An 18,228-nucleotide genomic window follows, 5' to 3' on the forward strand; every position below is an offset into this window, starting at 1 on the left:
ATGGACCGATCCGCGGACGGCGCGGCGGGCGGCGGGAGCCGGGTCGAACAGGCGCTTCGCACGCTGTTGGAGGAGCGCGACCGGCTCCGGCGGGAGAACGAGGCGCTGAAGGCCGGGCACGGCGAGCCGATCGCCGTGGTCGCCATGGCCTGCCGCTTCCCCGGCGGCGTGGAGTCGCCCGAGGAACTGTGGGACGCCGTGCGCGACGGCCGGGACCTGGTCCAGGAGTTCCCGGCCGACCGCGGCTGGCCGGACGTGTTCGACGCGGACCCTGACACGCTCGGCACTTCGTACGTGCGGCACGGAGGTTTCCTGGCGGACGTGGCCGGGTTCGACGCGGACTTCTTCGGCATCAGCCCGCGCGAGGCGCTGGCGATGGACCCGCAGCAGCGGCTGCTGCTGGAGACGTCGTGGGAGGTGTTCGAGCGCGCGGGCATCGTGCCCGGCGAGCTGCGCGACACCGAGGTCGGCGTGTTCTCCGGCGTCAGCTCGCCGGAGTACGGGCTGCGGTTCCTGGAGATCCGGCACGAGCTGGAGGGCCACCTGTCCTTCGGCAGCGCCCTGAGCGTCGCGGCCGGCCGGGTGGCCTACCAGCTGGGGCTCACCGGGCCGGCGATGACCGTGGACACCGCGTGCTCGTCGTCGTTGGTGGCGCTGCACCTGGCGGTGCGGTCGCTGCGCTCCGGGGAGTGCGCGCTGGCGCTCGCCGGCGGGGCGGCGGTGATGTCGACTCCGGCGGCGTTCGTCTCGTTCTCCCGGCAGCGCGGCCTGTCCGCCGACGGCCGGTGCAAGGCCTTCGCCGACACCGCCGACGGGACCGGGTGGGCCGAGGGGGTCGGCGTCCTGTTGCTGGAGCGGCTGTCCGACGCGCGCCGCGCGGGTCATCCCGTCCTGGCCGTGCTCCGCGGGTCCGCGGTGAACCAGGACGGCGCCAGCAACGGGCTGACCGCCCCCAGCGGCCGGGCCCAGAAGCAGGTGATCCGCAAGGCGCTGGCCGACGCCGGAGTGAGCGCCGCCGGGGTGGACCTGGTCGAGGCGCACGGCACCGGAACCGTGCTGGGGGACCCGATCGAGGCGGACGCGCTGTTGGCGACCTACGGGCAGGGCCGGGCCGAGGGCAGACCTCTGTGGCTGGGGTCCTTGAAGTCGAACCTCGGCCACGCCCAGGCCGCGGCCGGGGTCGCGGGGGTCATCAAGGCCGTGCTGGCCGTGCGGCACGGGTTCCTGCCGAAGACCCTGCACGTCCAGACCGCCTCGCGGCATGTCGACTGGTCCTCCGGCGCGGTCGAGCTGCTGGTGGAGGGGCGGGAGTGGCCGGCGGCGGACGGCCCGAGGCGCGCCGGGGTGTCGTCGTTCGGCTTCAGCGGGACCAACGCGCACGTGGTGCTGGAGCAGGCGCCGGCGGCGGACCAGGATGCTGATTCGGACCGGCGACAGGTCGCCGCCGCCACCGCCGGGCTGGTGCCGTGGGTGGTCTCGGCCAAGAAGGCCTCGGCGCTGCGGCGGCAGGCGGACCGGCTGCGCGCCTTCGTCGCCGCCGATCCGGACGCCGATCCCGCCGACATCGGCTTCTCGCTGGTTTCCAGCCGTACTGCTTTCGGCCATCGCGCGGTGGTGCTGGGCCGGGACCGGGACGAGCTGCTCGGCGGCCTGGCCGCGCTCGGCGACGGGACCGAGGCCGCCGGGGTGGTGCGCGGGATCGCCGGGCCGCTCGGCGGCGTGGTCTTCGTGTTCCCGGGACAGGGGTCGCAGTGGGTCGGCATGGGACGGCAGTTGTCTGACGCCTTCCCGGTCTTCGCCGCCGCCCTCGACGAGTGCGCGACCGCGTTGGCCGAGTGGGTCGACTGGTCGCTGCTGGACGTGCTGCGCGGGGTGCCGGGGGCGGCTTCGCTGGACCGGGTGGACGTCGTCCAGCCGGCCCTGTTCGCCGTGATGGTGTCCATGGCCGCGCTGTGGCGGTCCTGGGGTGTGGAGCCGGCCGCGGTGGTCGGGCACAGCCAGGGGGAGATCGCCGCCGCGTACGTGTGCGGCGCGCTGTCGCTGCGCGATGCCGCCCGGACCGTGGCGCTGCGGAGCAAGGCCCTGGTGGAACTGATCGGGCACGGCACGATGGCCTCGGTCGCGGCGTCCGCGGATCATGTGGCGGCGAGCGTGGCGGCGTGGGGCGAGCGGCTGAGCGTCGCCGTCGTCAACGGACCCCGCTCGGTCGTGGTCTCCGGAGAGCCGGACGCGATCGAGGAGTTCGTCGAGAAGATGACCGCCGAGGGTGTTCAGGCCCGCAGGATCTCAGTGGACTACGCCTCCCATTCGCACCAGGTGAGCCGGGTCCGCGATCAGGTGCTCGACTCGCTGTCCGGCCTGAGTCCTCAGAAATCGAAGCTGCCGTTCTACTCCACGCGCCACGGCGCGGTGATCGACACCGCAGAGCTGGACGCCACGTACTGGTACGAGAACCTGCGGGAGAAGGTGCTCTTCGAGTCCTGCGTCCGGCGGTTGGTGGACGACGGTTTCCGGGTGTTCGCCGAGATGAGCCCGCACCCGGTGCTCGCCGTGCCGGTGCAGGAGATCGTCGAGGAGCTTCCCGACGCGGTGGTGCTCGCCTCGGGGCGGCGGGACCGCGACGAGGTGGAGTCGGTGCTCGGGTCGCTGGCCCAGCTGCACGTCCGGGGCGGGACGGTGGACTTCAGCGCCCTGTTCGGGGCGGCTCGGCGGGTCGACCTGCCGACGTACGCGTTCCAGCGGCGGCAGTACTGGCTGCGCTCCCCGGACCGGACCGCTGCCGCGGCGCAGTCGTTGGTGGCGGCGGCCGCGGACGAGGACGAGCCGGTGGTGCTGCCGGGCCTGGTCGCCGGCCTGCCGCCGGAGCAGGCCGCGGCGCTGGTGCTGGAGCACGTGCTCGCCACGGTCGCGGTCGTGCTCGGCCAGCCCGACGGCGGCAGCGTCGATCCCGATCAGGAGTTCAAGGAGCTGGGATTCGACTCGCTGCTCGCGGTCGAGCTGTCGAAACGGCTGACCGCCATGACCGACATCAAGTTCAGGCCGAGCCTGGCGCTGAAGCACCCGACGCCGCGCCTTGCCGCCGGGTACATCGCGGCGGCGCTTCGCGGCCGCCCGGAAGGTGAAACGGAGTGATCATGCAAACGCCTTCGGCCGCCGTGTTCGGCGCGGGAGTCATGGGCATCGGGATCGCCACGCTGCTGGTCGGGCGGGGCGTCCCGGTCACGCTGGTGGACGTGGACCCGGAGCGCCGGGACTCGGCGCCCCGGCGGCTGCGCGACGAGCTCCGGCTGGCGCAGATGACCGGGGCCCTGCCGCGCGGCGGGCCGGCCGGCGAGCTGCGGATCGCCGATTCGGTCGGGGCCGCCGCCGGGGCGGCCTGGGTGATCGAGGCGGTCAGCGAGGACTCCGAGCTCAAGGCCCGGCTGCACGAGGAGATCGCGGCGGCGGTCGCGCCCGGGACGCCGCGGATCACCAACACCTCCTCGATCCCGGTCGACGAGTTGGCCGCCCGGGTGCCCGATCCGCAGGACCTGGTCGGCGTGCACTTCATGAACCCGCCGTACCTGATCGGCACGTTCGAGGTGATCCGCGGGAAGCAGACCGGCGAGCCGGCGATGGCCGCGGTGCGGGATCTGCTGGCGGCGCTGGACCGCGTGGGCATCGTGGTGGGCGACGGCCCCGGCTTCGTCACCAGCCGGCTGCTGCACCGCATGATCAACGACGCGGCGAACGTGGTCGAGGAGGGCCGGGCCGGGGTCGAGGACGTGGACGCGCTGATGACCGGCTGCCTCGGGCACCGGACCGGGCCGCTGCGCACCGCCGACCTGATCGGGATCGACAACCTCGTCGACTCCCTGACGGTGCTCTACGAGCGCACCGGCGATCCCGGCTGCCGTCCCAGCCCCCTGCTGCTGCGCAAAGTCGCCGAGGGCCACCACGGACGCAAGAGCGGCCGGGGCTTCTACGAGTACGGGACCCGCTGATGGCCGGCCAGGTGGAGCTGAGCGAGGGGCTGCTCGACTATGTGCGGTCGGTGTCGCTGCGCGACGACGAGATCCTGCGCGATCTGGTCGCCGAGACGGCGCTGATGCCCGCGCTCAGCGCGATGGTCACGTCGCCGGAGGAGGGGCAGCTGCTCGCTCTGCTGGTCGGGCTGACCGGTGCCGTCCGGGTGTTGGAGATCGGCACGTTCACCGGCTACAGCGCGCTGTGCATGGCGCGGGCGCTGCCGCCCGGCGGGCGGATCGTCACCTGCGACATCAGCGAGCGCTGGACCCGGGTCGCGCGGCGGTACTGGGCGCGCGCCGGGGTGGCCGACCGGGTCGAGCTGCGGCTCGGGGACGCCTCGGCGACCCTGGCCGGGTTGCTCCAGGAGTGCGGGCCGGAGACCTTCGACCTGGTCTTCGTCGACGCCGACAAGGCCGGCTACACCGGGTACTACGAGCAGGCGCTGGCGCATCTGCGGCCCGGCGGGCTGGTGGTGCTCGACAACACGCTGTTCTTCGGGCGGGTCGCGGACCCCGCCGCGGACGATCCCGAGACCGAGGCGGTCCGCGCGCTCAACGCCTCGCTGTACGACGACAAGAGGGTCGACCTGTCCATGCTCGTGATGGCGGACGGGATCACGCTGGCCCGCAAGAGGAATCCGAGTGGAGAAGGGGCGGTCCGATGACGGACGCGGCGACCGGGGCATCGGTCGAGCAGATTGATCAGGTAGAGCAGATCGAGCGGCAGATCGGCGATTTCCTGGAGGCGAAGACCAAGGCCGTCTGGGAGCCGGAGACGGACTTGTTCGCCTCCGGTGTGGTGTCCTCGCTGTTCGCGATGGAGCTGGTGGTGTTCGTGGAGGGGACGTTCGACGTCGCGGTGGAGGGTGCCGATCTGGCGATGGACAACTTCCGGACGGTGCGGGCGATGAGCTCGCTCGTGACGCGGCTGCGCGGCGCCGGTGCTTGAGACGTTGACCGCCGTGGTCACCGAGACCGTCGGGGACAGCGCGGGCGGCTGGGACACCGCGGGTGCGATTCCGCTCGACGTTCTGCGAGGCCTGGGGGCGAAAGGCGTGTTGTGCGCCGAGGTCGCCTCCGATTTCGGCGGCCTCGGGCTGTCCGGGACGGACAACGGGGCCTTGACCGCGCACACCGGCGCGCTGTGCAGTTCGCTGCGCAGCGTGATGACCTCGCAGGGGATGGCCGCGTGGGCGATCCAGCGGTTCGGGGACCGGGCGCAGCGTGCTGAGTTCATCGGGCGGCTCACCGGCGGGGAACTGGCCGCGGTGGCGTTCAGCGAGCCCGGCGCCGGCAGCGATCTGGCGGCGATGAGCACGGAGATCCGGCGCGAGGGCGACGAGATCGTCGTCGACGGGGCCAAGACGTGGATCACGGTCGCCGCGTACGCGGACTGGATCGTGGTGTTCGGCCGGTACGCGGGCGGCGGCGGCGTGGTCGTGGTGCCGGCTTCGGCGCCCGGGGTGCGGGTGCGGCCGGTGGAGCATCCGCTCGGCTGCCGGGCCGCCGGGCACGCCTCCGTCACGCTCGACAACGTGCGGCTGCCTGCCGCCAACTTGCTGGCGGCGGCGGGACAGCCGGTCGTGATGCTGACCACCATCGCCCTGACCTACGGCCGGCTGTCGGTGGCCTGGGGGTGTGTCGGCATCCTGCGGGCCTGTCTGGCCGCGGCCGCCGAGCACGCCGGGCGCAGGGAGCAGTTCGGCAAGCCGCTGCTCCGGCACCAGCTCGTCGCCCGGCACCTCGCCGAGCTCTACACCGCCGAGCGCACGGCGACCTTCGCGTGCGAGAACGCGAGCCGGGCCTGGGACGCGAGGTCGCCGGACCAGGTACCGGCGGCGGTTCTGGCCAAGTACGTCGCGGCCGGCAACGCGGCCCGGGGCGCGGCCTCGGCGCTGCAGGTCCTCGCCTCCGCGGGCGCGGCGGGCGGGCACGTGGTGGAGCGCGCGTACCGGGACGCGAAGCTGATGGAAGTCATCGAGGGCAGCAACGAGATCTGCCAGCTGATTCTGGCCGAGCACGCCGCCGCACTGGCCGGCTGACGGACCGGACGGTTGGGACAGCTCGGACAGCTCGGACGAAGCACACAGGGGAGCGGGATATGGCGCAAGAGCAGTCGATCGTGAAATGCCTGGTCTGGGACCTGGACAACACTTTGTGGAACGGCACGCTGGCCGAGGACGGCCGGGTGGAGGTCGACGACGGGGTGCGCGCGGTGGTGGAGGGCCTGGACGCGCGCGGCGTGCTCCAGGCCGTCTCCAGCCGCAACGACCACGACCCGGCCTGGGCCCGGCTGGAGGAGCTGGGCCTGGCCGAGTACTTCGTGGCGGCGCACATCGACTGGGGCCCGAAGTCGGACTCGGTCCGCAAGATCGCCGAGCGCCTGGACTTCGCGCTCACCACGATCGCCTTCATCGACGACCAGCCGGCCGAGCGCGCCGAGGTCGCCCACCACCTGCCCGACGTCCGCTGCTACCCGGCCGACCAGGCCCGCGACCTGCTCGACCGCCCGGAGTTCAGCCCCCCGGCGGTCACCGCCGACGCGCGCCGCCGCCGGCAGATGTACCAGGCCGCCGCCGAACGCGAGGAGCACCGCGAGCGCTTCGACGGCGCCGACGAGGACTTCCTGCGCTCGCTGCGCATCGAGACGCACATCGCCGAGGCCTGCGACGAGGACCTGACCCGCGTCGAGGAGCTGACCCGCCGGACCAGCCAGATGAACGCCACCGGCGTGCACTACTCGCAGGAGGCGCTCCGCTCCCTGCTGGGCGCGCCGGACCACGACGTCCTGGTGGTCTCGATGGCCGACCGCTTCGGCCCGCACGGCGCGGTGGGCGTGCTGCTGATCGAGAAGCTGCCGCGGGTCTGGCGCATCAAACTCCTGGCCACCTCCTGCCGCGTGGTTTCCTTCGGCGCGGGCACCGTGTTGCTGCGCTGGCTCACCGACGCCGCCGCCCGCGCCGGCGTGCACCTGGCCGCCGACTTCCGGCGCACCGACCGCAACCGGATCATGGAGGTGGCGTACCGCTTCGCGGGCTTCGGCACCGGAGGCTGCGACTGCCTGGGCGCCTTCACGGTGCCGGAGGGCACGGAGTGCCTGCACCTGGAGCCGACACGGCAGGAGGCGCCGACGACGATGCGCGTGGTCGCGCCGGTGCTGGGCGGGGGTGGGGGCGCGGCTGCGGTGGAGTGGGAGTAGGCGGCTTGGGCCGCGCCGGCGGGCTGATGCCTGGCGGCGCGGCTGGGCTGCCGGTTCCGGTAAGAACGGTGCCGGTACTACATAAGTTGGGCTCTGTCGGCGATCTTGTTGCGGCCTGGCGAGCAGGTGATGATCTCAGGACTGCTGGGTCAGGCTTCGTCGCAAGGGGCGTCTAGCCCCAGGATAAGGCGAGCCCCGCGGTCGACGATGATCGGGAAGTCATCCTCCGCCGCGTCGATCCACGTCTGAACGGCCTCAGAAGAGGATCGGATTGCGTCGATCAGCGCTTCGATCGCGCTGAGTTTCGGTTCGTGGACGTGTTCCCGCAGCTGTTCGAGAGTGACCTCGGTGTACGACATCGACAGCTGCCACCAGAATCTCATGATGTAGCGGCATTCATCTTGGTCTTCGTCGTCGGCGAGTCGGTCCTGAACGACTTGTTGCACACGTTGACGCTGGGCGTCGTCCAGACGTTGGCTGAGGTCGCGCAAGGTCACCAGGGGACCGTAGCAGCAGGTCGTGGTATTCGTCGTCCGAGAATGACGCGCTGGTGCGGCAGCCAAAGCACTGTCGTTTCAAGCATAAGGGCGTCGAGTCAAACATAAGGGCGTCGAGCTGGTTGGAACGGCCGACGACACGGCCGAGGAGCTGCTCGGGGTGTTCGGCGATGGCGAAGCGGCGACGGTGTGCGGGTCGAGCCGATCGCCGACAGAGCCATCAGTTGTGAGCGCCCGGCTCTCAGCAGTGGGCTGATACCTGCCAGCGAGGTGCTACCGAGCGCGCCGCGTCCGCCGTCCCAGCCGCGGCCCGAACCAGCTTGCGAGCGCCGTCTGAAGTGCGGCGGTGTCCGGCGTCCCGGCTGCACTCACCCACGCCACGTGCCCGTCGGGCCGGATGAGCAGTGCGGCCGGCGCCGGGATCTCGCCGACGGCCGGGACGGTCCAGGTGTCGTCCTCCGCGCGGGCCTCGACGAGGTCGACGCGGTCGCCCCAGCCCTCCAGCGCCGCCGCCACTGCTGCGCTGCCTCGTAGGTCGAGCAGGAGCGGGCGCGCCGTGTGCAGGAGTTCGTAGACGCGGGTGTCGCCCGCGGCGGTCTTCAGGCCGGCGTCGGGGGCGCGGCGGCCCGCCAGCGGGTGGTCGCCGGCGCCGGGGTAGCGGATGCCGAGGGCGGTGAGCATGTCGCGCAGGTGCTGGTTGACGTCGTCGTACACGATCAGTGAGGCGAACACCTCGCGCAGCGCCTCGGTCTGCGGGTCCGGGCGGCTCAGGGCGGCCTGGGCGCGGGTGTTGTGCAGGACGCGTTCGGCGACCGGGTGGCGCTCGGCGTGGTACGTGTCCAGCAGGGCCTCCGGCGCCCGGCCGGCGACCACCAGGCCGAGCTTCCAGCCGAGGTTCACCGCGTCCTGGACGCCCATGTTCAGGCCCTGGCCGCCGGCCGGGAAATGGATGTGCGCGGCGTCGCCGGCGAGCAGGATCCGGCCTGTGCGGTACTCGGCGGCCTGGCGCGCGGTGTCGTTGAAGCGGGACACCCAGCGCGGGTTGCGCATGCCGTGGTCGGTGCCGATGAGCTTGATCAGGGAGGCGCGCAGCTGCTCGAACGTCACCGGCCCCTCGGGGTCGGTGACGTGGTCGTACTCGGACGTGATCACCCGGTGCCAGCCCGGCTCGAAGTTGATCGCCGACCAGTGGCCGCCCTCGCCGCGTCCGCCCCAGACGTAGTCCTCGGTCAGCTCGGGCAGCTCGACGTCGCCGATCAGCGAGGTCATCGTCGCCGCGGTGCCGGGGAAGTCGATGCCCGCCAGTTTGCGGACCACGCTGCGGCCGCCGTCGCAGCCCACGAGGTAGCGAGCCCGCAGCGTCGCTGCTTCCGCTGACGCTGCCTGCGCGCCCTGCGCCCCCTGCCCCGCGTTCAGCTCGACGGTCACGCCGTCCGCGTCCTGCCGCACGCCGGTCACCTCCGACGACCACCGCACCCGCACCCCCAGCTCGGCGCCCCACTCCTCGAGCAGCCGCTCGATGACCGGCTGCAGGATGGTCAGCGGATAAGGATGCCGCGACTCCGCCTCGTCGAACTCCAGGTACAGCCCGGAGAAGTGGCCCACCGGCTCCAGCCGCCCGGCCGCCAGGAAGCGGTCCAGGATCCCGCGCTGGTCCAGCACCTCCAGTGTGCGGGAGTGGATGCCGCCGGCCCGCGACTGGCCGGTCCGCTCCGCCAGCCGCTCGACCACCGTCACGTCGACCCCCGCCAGCCGCAGCTCGCAGGCGAGCATCAGGCCGGTCGGCCCGGCGCCCGCGATCACCACGTCCGTGTCCATGACATCCGGTTCCACGGCATCCGTGTCCGTGGCCGTGTCTGTGTCCAAGGCATCCGTGTCCCTGCCGGTGTCTCGCAACTGGCTCCCTCATGTCGGCCCGGGCCGTGTCCCGTCGGCGGGACGCTCCGGCGCCCCGCGCGCGCCTTTCGGCGCCATTCATTGGAATTGCCGACCGCTATTACAGTCAAGCCCTCGCATGCAATGCCTTTACTGATTTGCCGCCGATTCGCCAAGGCTTTAGCGCCCGCCGCCCCGCGTTTTATTGACAGCCGCCCTAATGACAATCACGCTGGTTGCGGCGTAGCCCGACGCCGGCCACATATGTATGCCGTGAAATGAGGATGGTCCATGGCTGAAGCTCTTCACGCCGTCGAGACGATGATGCTGGAGCGCCGGCCCGGCTGCCCCTTCGACCCCCCGGCGGAGCTGCTCGAAGCCCGCGCCCACGGCCCGGTCAGCGGCTTCACCTTCCCCGGCGACGTCCCCGCCTACGTGGTCACCGGCTACGACCAGGTCCGCGCGATCCTGGCCGACCCGCGCTTCAGCGCCCGCAAAGAGCTGATGCTCGACCTGTCCATGGACATCACCGGCTGGGACCCGCCGCCGGCCGGGCCCGGCGAGATGGTGTTCATGGACGAGCCCCTGCACGGACGCTATCGCAAGCCCCTGGCGAGCCGCCTGACCCCGCGCCGGATCCGGCAGCTGACCGAGCGCGTCGAGCAGATCACCGCCGAGTGCCTGGACGCCATGGAGGCGTCCGGGCCGCCGGCCGAACTCGTCAGCGCGTTCGCCAAGCCCATCCCGACCATCATGATCTGCGAGCTGCTGGGCGTCCCGTACGAGGACCGGAAGTACTTCCAGGAGCAGCTCGACCTCTTCCTCGGCGGGCAGGCCAGCACCGAGGAGCAGATGACGGCCTTCGCCGCGGCCCAGCAGTACTTCGCGGACCTGGTCGTCGCCAAGCGCGCGAACCCCACCGACGACATCCTCAGCGACCTGACCGAGACCGACCTCACCAACGAGGAGCTGAAGGGCATCAGCTTCTTCACGATGCTCGCCGGCTTCGACACCACCGCGAACACCCTGGCGCTGAGCACCTTCGCGCTGTTGCAGAACCCGGACCAGCTGGCCGTGCTGCGCAACGAGCCGGAGCATGCCGAGGGCGCCGTGGACGAGCTCCTGCGCTACCTGACCGTCGCCAAGACGTTCATGCGCCGGGCACTGGAGGACGTGGAAGTCGGCGGCGTGCTCGTCAAAGCCGGCACGGTGGTCGTCCTGTCCTACAACACCGCCAACCGTGACCCCGACCGCTTCCCCGACCCGCAGAAGCTCGACCTGCGCCGGAAGGCCGTCACCCACGTCGCGTTCGGGCACGGCAGCCACAAGTGCCTGGGCCAGCAGCTGGCCCGCATGGAGCTGCGGGTCGCACTGACCGCCCTGTTCGACCGCTTCCCCACCCTGCGCCCGGCCGTGCCGGTCGAGGAGATCGGCCTGCGCCCCGATACCGCGGCGGTATACGGGATGACGAGTTTCCCGGTCACCTGGGACGCCTGAGGGCTCGGGCGATCCGGCGCAGTTCTTTCCCGGGCTTGAACTCATGAACTCTTGAACTCTTGAAATACCGAGGGGTTGATCCGGTGCGTTCGTTCGAGGCGTCGTCTGCGCATAAGGGATTGTGGTTGGCGCAGAAACTCTCCGCCGACGCGTTGAACCACGCGCTGACCATGTGGGATGTCGACGGTGAGCTGGACCCGGCGGTCATGGGGGCCGCGTTCCGGCAGGTGCTGGACGAGGCCGAAGTACTGCGCGTCACCTTCGCCGACGACGGCGGCGGGCTGCGCATGATCCCCCGGGAGCTGGGGGACTGGCAGCCCTTCTTCCTGGACGTCTCCGACGCCGCCGATCCCCAGCAGGCGGCGCGCGACGCGCTGGCCGAGATGATCCGGCAGCCCTTCGACCTGGAGCGCGATCTGCTGTTCCGGCTCGGCGTGGTCAAGCTTGCGGCGTCCCGGTCCCTCGTGGTCATCGCCTACCACCACCTGATATCCGACGGCTTCGGCGCGGCGGGCCTGCTGTCGCACCGCCTCGCCGAGGTCTACACGGCGCTGGCACGCGGCTCCTCCGTCTCCGAGCCACGACACGCATGGGACGCCGGCTCGTTCGCGGCCATCGCGACCGAGTACCACGCCTCCCGCAGGTTCACCGACGACAAGGCGTTCTGGCGCGACTACCTGAAAGCCGCCCCCGCACCCGCGCGGATTCCGCGCATCGCGCTGTCCGAGGCGGCGCAGACCGCGCTCAGCGCCCCGATCGACGACGCCGACCGCTGGTCGGAGCTGGCCGGCGCGATCGGCGTGGTGAGCCGCACGCTGACGGTGCCGCGCGCCGAGGCGGACGCCTGGCGCGAGGCCGCGAAGACGATGGGGGTATGGCTGTCCTCGATGGTCACCGCCGCCGCGGCGGTGTACTTCCGGCAGCGCTGCGACCTCCCGGAGTTCCTGCTGTCGCTGGCCGTGGGCAACCGGTCCGGCGCCGCCGGCCGGACACCGGGGCTGGCGGTGAACGTGGTGCCGGTGCGCGTCGCGGTCCCGCTGAGCGCGACCTTCGCCGAGGTCGCCGAAGCCGTCGGCGACCAGACGTTCGACATCTTCGACCACACGGCGTGCCACTACTCGGAGATCCAGCAGGCGGCCGGCACGGCGCCGACCGACCGCGCCAGCTACGGCGCGGTCCTGAACATCATCGAGTTCGCCGACCGGCTGGACTTCGCGGGCTGCCCGGCGCGCGCCTTCGGCGGGATCAACGGGGTCTTCAACGAGCTGTCGTTCAGCGTCGGCACCGACGGGAGTCCGGACAGCGACCTCTACTTCCGGCTCGACGCGCCCGAGGGTCTGTACTCGCCTGCCGAGCTGAGGGTTATTGGGACCGAGCTGATCGCGGTCATCAGGGCCCTGACGGCGGCCGATCCGGGGCTGGCGGTCGGTGCTCTGGACATCCTCGACGGCGCCGAGCGGGATCGGGTGCTGACGGCGCCGAACGACACCGCCGTGCCGCTGCCGGAGCTGACCGTCCCCGAGCTGTTCGCGCTCCAGGCGCAGCGCAGCCCCGAGGCGGACGCGCTCGTGTCGTGGGCCTCGGCGGTTTCCTATCGGGAGCTGGACATACGCTCCACTCACCTGGCCGAGGCGTTGCGGAGCCGGGGTGTCGGGCCTGAGGCGCTGGTGGCGGTGGGGCTGCCGCGCTCGGTGGACTTGGCGGTCGCGTTGCTGGGGGTGCTGAAGGCCGGCGGCGCGTATCTGCCGATCGACCCGTCGCGGCCGGTGGAGGCGGTCAAGCCGGTGTTCGGTGACTGCTCGGTGCACGCGTTGCTGACTGACGCGGCGACCGCCGACGAGCTCGGTCCTGAGCTGGGAGTGCCGGCGATCGTGCTGAGCCAGGTCTTGGCGCAGGGTGCTGATGTTGTTGGCGACGGTGACGGTGACGGTGTCGGTGACGGCCACGGCGGTTCGGCTGCCTCGGTCCCGCCGCATCCGGACAACCTGATGGCCGTGCTGTACGGCGGCGGGTCGCACGGTGCGACCGCCTCCGTCGCGGTGACACACCGGAACATGCAGCGGCTGGTCATGGACCGCCGCTGGCAGGAAGGCGGCGAGACCGCGGTGCTGTGGCACTCGCCGCACACCTTCGACGCGCTCGCCCTCGAACTGTGGACCCCGCTGCTGACCGGCGGCCGCGTGGTCGTGGCCCCGCCCGGCGAGCTGGACCCCGACGACCTGACCGACGACCGGACGCCGGACGACGTCAGCTCGCTGTGGCTGTCCGCCGGACAGTTCTGCGCGATCGCGGCGGACCGTCCCGAGCGCCTGGCCGGGGTGCGCGAGGTATGGACCGGCGTGGACCGTGTACCCGCGGCCGCGGTGCGGCGAGTGCGGGCGGCTTGCCCCGACCTGATGATCGTCACCGGCTACGGACCGACCGAGGCGGCCGGGTTCGCCGCGTCCCATCGCGTGGCGGTGGACGCGCCGGTGCTGCCGGGCACGATCGGCGGTCCCTTGGACAACACTGCCGTCTACGTGCTGGGCGCCGGGCTGGCTCCGGTCCCGGTCGGCGTGACCGGGGAGCTGTACGTGGCCGGGTCCGGCGTGGCGCGCGGCTACCCCGGACAGCCCGGGCACACTGCGGAGCGCTTCGTCCCCTGTCCGTTCGGTGCGCCCGGCGCTCGGATGTTCCGGACCGGGGATCGGGTCCGATGGGTCGCTGACGGAGACGGCTCGGCCCGGCTGGAGTACGTGGGCACGGCCGGGGCGCGGGTCGAGGTGCGTGGGCACGCTGTGGAGGCCGCAGAGGTCGAAGAAGTACTGTCCGAGCATGCCGGGCTGGCGCATGCGCTGGTGGCTGGCGTGCGGGACCCCTCTGGTCGGCAGTGTCTTGCGGCCTACGTCGTCCCGGCGGCCGGCAAGGATGGCAAGGATGGCAAGGCCGGCGTAGCCGGCGCGGGCACAGGCGATGGCGCGCGAGAAGGCGCGGCGGACCAGGCCGGTCCGTCGAGCGAGGACCTGCGCCGGTTCGCCGCCGAGCGCCTGCCCGAGTACCTGGTCCCGTCGGTCTTCGTCGTGTTGGACGCTCTGCCGCTGACCGCCGGCGGCCGGGTGGACCGGGCGTCGCTGCCGGCGCCCGAGTTCGGCGGACCGGGGTACCGGGCGCCGCGCAACGACACCGAGCGGATTCTGGCCGAGGTCTTCGCCGAGGCGCTGGAAGTGGAGCGGGTGGGCATCGACGAGGACTTCTTCGACCTCGGCGGCAACTCGCTGCGGGCGATCCGGCTGGTCGGCCTGGTCCGCTCGGAGCTGAACCAGGAGCTGTCGATCCGCACGCTGTTCGCGGTCCGGACCATCACCGGCCTGTCGGAGATGTGGAGCAGCCTCGCGCAGTCCACCAGGCCTGCTCTGCGGCGGCGGACGAAGGACGGCGAAGTCCTCTAGCCCTCTAGGGCCAGGTCGGCGGCTCGCGCGCGTCCGCTTCCGCCATCCACTACTCCGTGATACTGTGTAGTGGTACTCGGCACTACTAAGTACTGAGAGGAGGGCTCGCGATGGACGATCTGACAGAGATGCTGAAGGGCACGCTCGAAGGCTGTGTTCTCCAGATCATCGGCAACGAGGAGACGTACGGCTACGCCATCACCCGTCGGCTGAACGATCTGGGCTTCCCCGATGTCGTCGAAGGCACGACCTACACGATCCTGGTCCGGCTGGAGAAGAACGGGCTGGTCGAGGTGACCAAGCGGCCATCGGCGCAGGGCCCGCCGCGGAAGTTCTTCGCGCTCAACGACGCCGGGCGTGCGGAGCTGGCGAGGTTCTGGGCGAAATGGGAGTACCTCTCGTCGCGCATCAACACACTGAAGGAGGGCAGCCGATGAAGTTCTGGGAGAACGTCACAGGCAGCGACCTGTCCAAGGAATGGAAGGGCTTCGAAGCCCGGGCCAAGGCGCTGCCGGCCGACTACCAGGCGGCGTACGAGCGGGTCGTGGCGGCCCTGCTGCCGCGCGGGGACTTCTCCGGCCGCAGCCTGATGCCGATCCTCGACGGCGTTCTGGGCCTGCTGGAGGAGTCGGCCGCGGAAGGCCTCGGCATCGCCGAGGTGCTCGGCGACGACGTCGAGGGCTTCGCCAAGGCCCTGGTCGGCGGCGAGGAGCAGGCCCGGACCTATCGCGACAAGTGGCGCGAGCAGCTGAACCGGGACGTCGCCAAGAAGCTGAGCCGGCTGGGAGGCTGACATGGGGATCCAGGACATCGTCGAGGGCAAGAAGCAGTGGCGGGACCACGTGGCGCGGGTCAACGCGCTGCCGCCGGACTACCGCATCGTCTACAAGGAGATGCAGAAGTACCTGTTCAAGGTGGGGCCGGTCGATCTGGAGGAGGGGAACCTGCTCTCCAGGATCGTCGACTTCTTCGAGGAGGGCGCCGCGTCCGGCAAGGGAGTCCTCGAACTCACCGGGGCGGACGTCGCCGCCTTCACCGACAACCTGATCAAGGACTCGCAGACCAACGCTGACGTCTACCGCGAGTCCCTCGGCGGGCAGTAGCGCCCGCCGAGCAGCCCACCCGGTCCGATGCTGACGGCGCGACCGGGGCTGGGAGTTCCGTCGGCGAGTTCCGTCGGCGTCGACGCCGAGGCCACCGTCCGCGCGCTGCTCGCTGGAATCGAGCAGCGCGGCCTCGGCGTGCGTCAAAGAAGTTCTGCGGGGCTTGGAGCTCCCTGACAGAACAGGTCGAAAGCTCCGGCGAGGAGGGGGCCACGACATGGCCACAGAACGTGGACGGATCCAACGCTACCTGATGACCGGCACCGGCGAAACCACTGCGAGTGTGAAGGGGGCCACCCGATGAGCGCGCAACTAGTCCTGCCGATCCGCGTCCAGGGCCTGGAGAAGTCGTACAAGAATCTCAAAGTCCTGCGAGGCGTGGACTTCGAGGTCCAGCCGGGCACCATCTTCGCCCTGCTCGGCTCGAACGGCGCCGGCAAGACCACGCTGGTGAAGATCCTGGCCACGCTGCTGCGGGCCGACGCCGGATCGGCCAGCGTCAACGGCTTCGACGTCGCGACGCAGGCGATGAACGTGCGGGAGTCCATCAGCCTCACCGGCCAGTTCACCGCGGTCGACGACATCCTCAGCGGCCGGGAGAACCTGGTCCTGGTGGCGAAGCTGCGGCACGTGGCGAACCCGCACGAGGTCGCCGACCAGATGCTGGACCGCTTCGGGCTGACCGAGGCCGGCGCCCGGCGCGCGGCGACGTACTCCGGCGGCATGCGGCGCCGGCTGGACGTGGCCATGAGCCTCATCGGGAGCCCGTCGGTGATCTTCCTCGACGAGCCGACGACCGGCCTGGACCCCGAGGGGCGCCAGGAGGTGTGGGAGACGGTCAAGGAACTCGCCCGGCGCGGCACGACCGTGCTGCTCACGACGCAGTACCTGGACGAGGCCGAGGAGCTCGCGGACCGGATCGCGATCCTGCACGAGGGCCGGATCATCGTGAACGGCACGCTGAGCGAGCTGCAGGAACTGCTCGGGCCGCCGAAGGTCGAGTACGTCGAGGTGAAGCCGACGCTGGAGGACGTGTACTTCGCGGTCGTCGGGCGGGTCGGCGGGGGCGTGCCGGGGCAGACCGGGGATCTGGCGGGTGGCGATCCGGCGGGTGGCGACGCGGCGAGCGTTAACACGGCGGGTGCTGTGACGGGTGTCAACGCGGCGGGCGCGGTGACCGGTGTCAACGCGGCGGGTGGCAACGCGACGAGTGCCGTGACCAGTGTCAACGCGACGGGTGCCACCACGACGGGTGCCGACATGACCAGCAAGGAGCAATCATGAGCCGTTTCCTGGGCGACAGCTCGGTCATGATGGGCCGCTCCATGCGGCACATCCTGCGCAGCCCGGACACCATCATCACCACCGCTATCACCCCGATCGCGATGATGCTGATGTTCCTGTACGTGCTCGGCGGCGCGGTCGACCCCGGAGGCAGGGCGGCGTACGTCAAGTACATCCTGCCCGGCATCCTGCTCATCACCATCGCGTCGGGCATCTCGTACACGAACCTCCGGCTGTTCACCGACCGCCGCAGCGGCATCTTCGAACGCTTCCACTCCATGCCGATCGCCCGCTCCAGCGTCCTGTGGGCACACGTGCTGACAGCCCTGGTCGCCAACGCGATCTCACTGGTGATCGTGGTCCTGGTGGCGATGGCCGTCGGATTCCGCTCGAGCGCCGGAGTGGTCTCCTGGCTGGGCATCACAGCACTCCTGTGCCTGTTCACCGTGGCCCTGACCTGGATCGCCGTCCTGGCCGCACTGGCCGCCAAGACGGCGGAGGGGGCGGGGGCGTTCGCGTACCCGCTGATCTTCCTGCCCTTCCTCAGCTCGGCGATGGTCCCGACGAAGACCATGCCGGGGGCGCTACAGGCCTTCGCCAACAACCAGCCGGTCACACCGGTCGTGAACTCGATCCGGGCCCTGATCGACAACCAGGCGGTGGGGAACCAGGCGTGGCTCGCCGCGGCTTGGCTGGGCGGGGTGTTGGTGGTGTTCTATGCGTTGTCGATCATGACGTATCGGCGGCAGATCGCTTGAGGTGGGTGTTCGAGCGCTGAGGTGGGGATGTTTGAGCGCTGAGGCGAGGGTGTCGAGCGCTGAGGTGGTGGTGTTTGAGCGCTGATGCGGCGCCGGGTCCTTGAGGGATCTGGCGCCGCTTTGGTTTGTGGTGCGGTGGTGGCGGCGGCGGTGATGGCGCCGGGTCCTTGAGGGATCTGGCGCCGCGTTGGTTTGGGGTGCGGTTGGTGGCGGTGTCGGGTGCGGTTGGTGGCGGTGGCGGTGGCCGTGGCGGGTGGTTGGTGGCGATGGTGGGCGGGGTGCTGCTTGGTGTCGGTGCGCTGCCGGGGTGCGGTTGGTCTGTGGTTTACAGGCGTTTTTTGACGGCTTCGCCTAAGGTTTGGTGACCTCGCGGGGGGACGCAGTTCGGTTGTGCGGTGCGGGTTGCGTTGGCGGCTGGCGGTTTTCGCGTCCACGACCACGCGTGGGTCCGAGTCACTGCGCACACGTCATGTGGGCGGCCGTCTGCCGCGTTTGGTGGGCGCCTCGAGGGGCGGATTTCAGTGGTCGTTGCAACGGCGGCTACTGATTCGTGTTCAGGAGTTTAGCGAGGCGTTCGGCG

Annotated in this window: 14 protein-coding genes and 1 pseudogene; 13 read left to right on the plus strand and 2 right to left on the minus strand. The window is 71.1% G+C overall.

Features of this window, described 5'->3' with window-relative positions; genetic code table 11:
• Genes ABH920_RS47990 through ABH920_RS48015 form a run of 6 tightly spaced genes read left to right on the plus strand, consistent with a single transcriptional unit; the run spans position 1 to position 7,206 of the window.
• Positions 1-3,132, plus strand: a complete 3,132-nt coding sequence (locus ABH920_RS47990) for a type I polyketide synthase (RefSeq protein WP_370356178.1) — start codon at positions 1-3, stop codon at positions 3,130-3,132.
• A gap of 2 nt (positions 3,133-3,134) precedes the next feature.
• On the plus strand, positions 3,135-3,983 hold the full coding sequence (locus tag ABH920_RS47995; protein ID WP_370356180.1) for a 3-hydroxyacyl-CoA dehydrogenase family protein: 849 nt from the start codon (positions 3,135-3,137) through the stop codon (positions 3,981-3,983).
• Complete coding sequence (locus tag ABH920_RS48000) at positions 3,983-4,672, plus strand: O-methyltransferase (protein WP_370356182.1); 690 nt, start codon at positions 3,983-3,985, stop codon at positions 4,670-4,672. Before ABH920_RS47995 ends, ABH920_RS48000 begins: the two co-directional genes overlap by 1 nt.
• Positions 4,669-4,956, plus strand: coding sequence for an acyl carrier protein (locus ABH920_RS48005; protein ID WP_370356184.1), 288 nt, complete (start codon positions 4,669-4,671; stop codon positions 4,954-4,956). The genes ABH920_RS48000 and ABH920_RS48005 overlap by 4 nt, the downstream gene beginning before the upstream one ends.
• Positions 4,949-6,049 carry an acyl-CoA dehydrogenase family protein gene (locus ABH920_RS48010; protein WP_370356186.1) on the plus strand — a complete coding sequence of 367 codons (1,101 nt, stop codon included), beginning with the start codon at positions 4,949-4,951 and terminating at the stop codon, positions 6,047-6,049. The genes ABH920_RS48005 and ABH920_RS48010 overlap by 8 nt, the downstream gene beginning before the upstream one ends.
• 59 nt (positions 6,050-6,108) lie before the next feature.
• Positions 6,109-7,206 carry an HAD-IIIC family phosphatase gene (locus tag ABH920_RS48015; protein WP_370356188.1) on the plus strand — a complete coding sequence of 366 codons (1,098 nt, stop codon included), beginning with the start codon at positions 6,109-6,111 and terminating at the stop codon, positions 7,204-7,206.
• Positions 7,207-7,355: 149 nt separating this feature from the next.
• On the opposite strand, the gene ABH920_RS48020 is transcribed toward ABH920_RS48015, so the two are convergent.
• Both ABH920_RS48020 and ABH920_RS48025 read right to left on the minus strand, forming a co-directional pair.
• Positions 7,356-7,703 (minus strand): hypothetical protein, encoded by a 348-nt coding sequence (locus ABH920_RS48020; RefSeq protein ID WP_370356190.1) that lies wholly within the window; start codon positions 7,701-7,703, stop codon positions 7,356-7,358.
• Between the two features lie 273 nt (positions 7,704-7,976).
• Positions 7,977-9,569, minus strand: a complete 1,593-nt coding sequence (locus ABH920_RS48025) for an FAD-dependent monooxygenase (protein WP_370356192.1) — start codon at positions 9,567-9,569, stop codon at positions 7,977-7,979.
• A 300-nt stretch (positions 9,570-9,869) separates the two neighbouring features.
• On the opposite strand from ABH920_RS48025, the gene ABH920_RS48030 reads away from it, so the two are divergent.
• From ABH920_RS48030 to ABH920_RS48060, 7 genes and pseudogenes are all read left to right on the plus strand, one after another.
• The gene (locus ABH920_RS48030; protein WP_370356195.1) at positions 9,870-11,075 is read left to right on the plus strand and encodes a cytochrome P450; all 1,206 of its coding nucleotides are present in this window, start codon (positions 9,870-9,872) and stop codon (positions 11,073-11,075) included.
• Positions 11,076-11,158: 83 nt separating this feature from the next.
• Complete coding sequence (locus ABH920_RS48035; RefSeq protein WP_370356197.1) at positions 11,159-14,503, plus strand: AMP-binding protein; 3,345 nt, start codon at positions 11,159-11,161, stop codon at positions 14,501-14,503.
• A gap of 110 nt (positions 14,504-14,613) precedes the next feature.
• A complete protein-coding gene (locus tag ABH920_RS48040; protein ID WP_194910404.1) occupies positions 14,614-14,940 on the plus strand; it encodes a PadR family transcriptional regulator in 327 nt (108 codons plus the stop codon).
• Complete coding sequence (locus ABH920_RS48045; RefSeq protein WP_370356199.1) at positions 14,937-15,296, plus strand: DUF1048 domain-containing protein; 360 nt, start codon at positions 14,937-14,939, stop codon at positions 15,294-15,296. Before ABH920_RS48040 ends, ABH920_RS48045 begins: the two co-directional genes overlap by 4 nt.
• A 1-nt stretch (position 15,297) precedes the next feature.
• Complete coding sequence (locus ABH920_RS48050) at positions 15,298-15,606, plus strand: DUF1048 domain-containing protein (protein ID WP_370356201.1); 309 nt, start codon at positions 15,298-15,300, stop codon at positions 15,604-15,606.
• 300 nt (positions 15,607-15,906) lie between these two features.
• Positions 15,907-16,659, plus strand: a pseudogene (locus ABH920_RS48055) (ABC transporter ATP-binding protein); the annotation flags it as partial.
• A gap of 224 nt (positions 16,660-16,883) precedes the next feature.
• A complete protein-coding gene (locus ABH920_RS48060) occupies positions 16,884-17,648 on the plus strand; it encodes an ABC transporter permease (protein ID WP_370356205.1) in 765 nt (254 codons plus the stop codon).
• Positions 17,649-18,228: the final 580 nt, after the last annotated feature.

The sequence above is a fragment of the Catenulispora sp. EB89 genome (assembly GCF_041261445.1).
In the GTDB taxonomy this organism is placed as follows: Bacteria; Actinomycetota; Actinomycetes; order Streptomycetales; family Catenulisporaceae; genus Catenulispora.

Coding starts and splice junctions, on each gene's coding strand:
- ABH920_RS48005 (WP_370356184.1), top strand. CDS start 4,669: ATGACGGACGCGGCGACCGGGGCATCGGTCGAGCAGATTGATCAGGTA.
- ABH920_RS48040 (WP_194910404.1), top strand. CDS start 14,614: ATGGACGATCTGACAGAGATGCTGAAGGGCACGCTCGAAGGCTGTGTT.
- ABH920_RS47990 (WP_370356178.1), top strand. CDS start 1: ATGGACCGATCCGCGGACGGCGCGGCGGGCGGCGGGAGCCGGGTCGAA.
- ABH920_RS48045 (WP_370356199.1), top strand. CDS start 14,937: ATGAAGTTCTGGGAGAACGTCACAGGCAGCGACCTGTCCAAGGAATGG.
- ABH920_RS48030 (WP_370356195.1), top strand. CDS start 9,870: ATGGCTGAAGCTCTTCACGCCGTCGAGACGATGATGCTGGAGCGCCGG.
- ABH920_RS48000 (WP_370356182.1), top strand. CDS start 3,983: ATGGCCGGCCAGGTGGAGCTGAGCGAGGGGCTGCTCGACTATGTGCGG.
- ABH920_RS47995 (WP_370356180.1), top strand. CDS start 3,135: ATGCAAACGCCTTCGGCCGCCGTGTTCGGCGCGGGAGTCATGGGCATC.
- ABH920_RS48015 (WP_370356188.1), top strand. CDS start 6,109: ATGGCGCAAGAGCAGTCGATCGTGAAATGCCTGGTCTGGGACCTGGAC.
- ABH920_RS48050 (WP_370356201.1), top strand. CDS start 15,298: ATGGGGATCCAGGACATCGTCGAGGGCAAGAAGCAGTGGCGGGACCAC.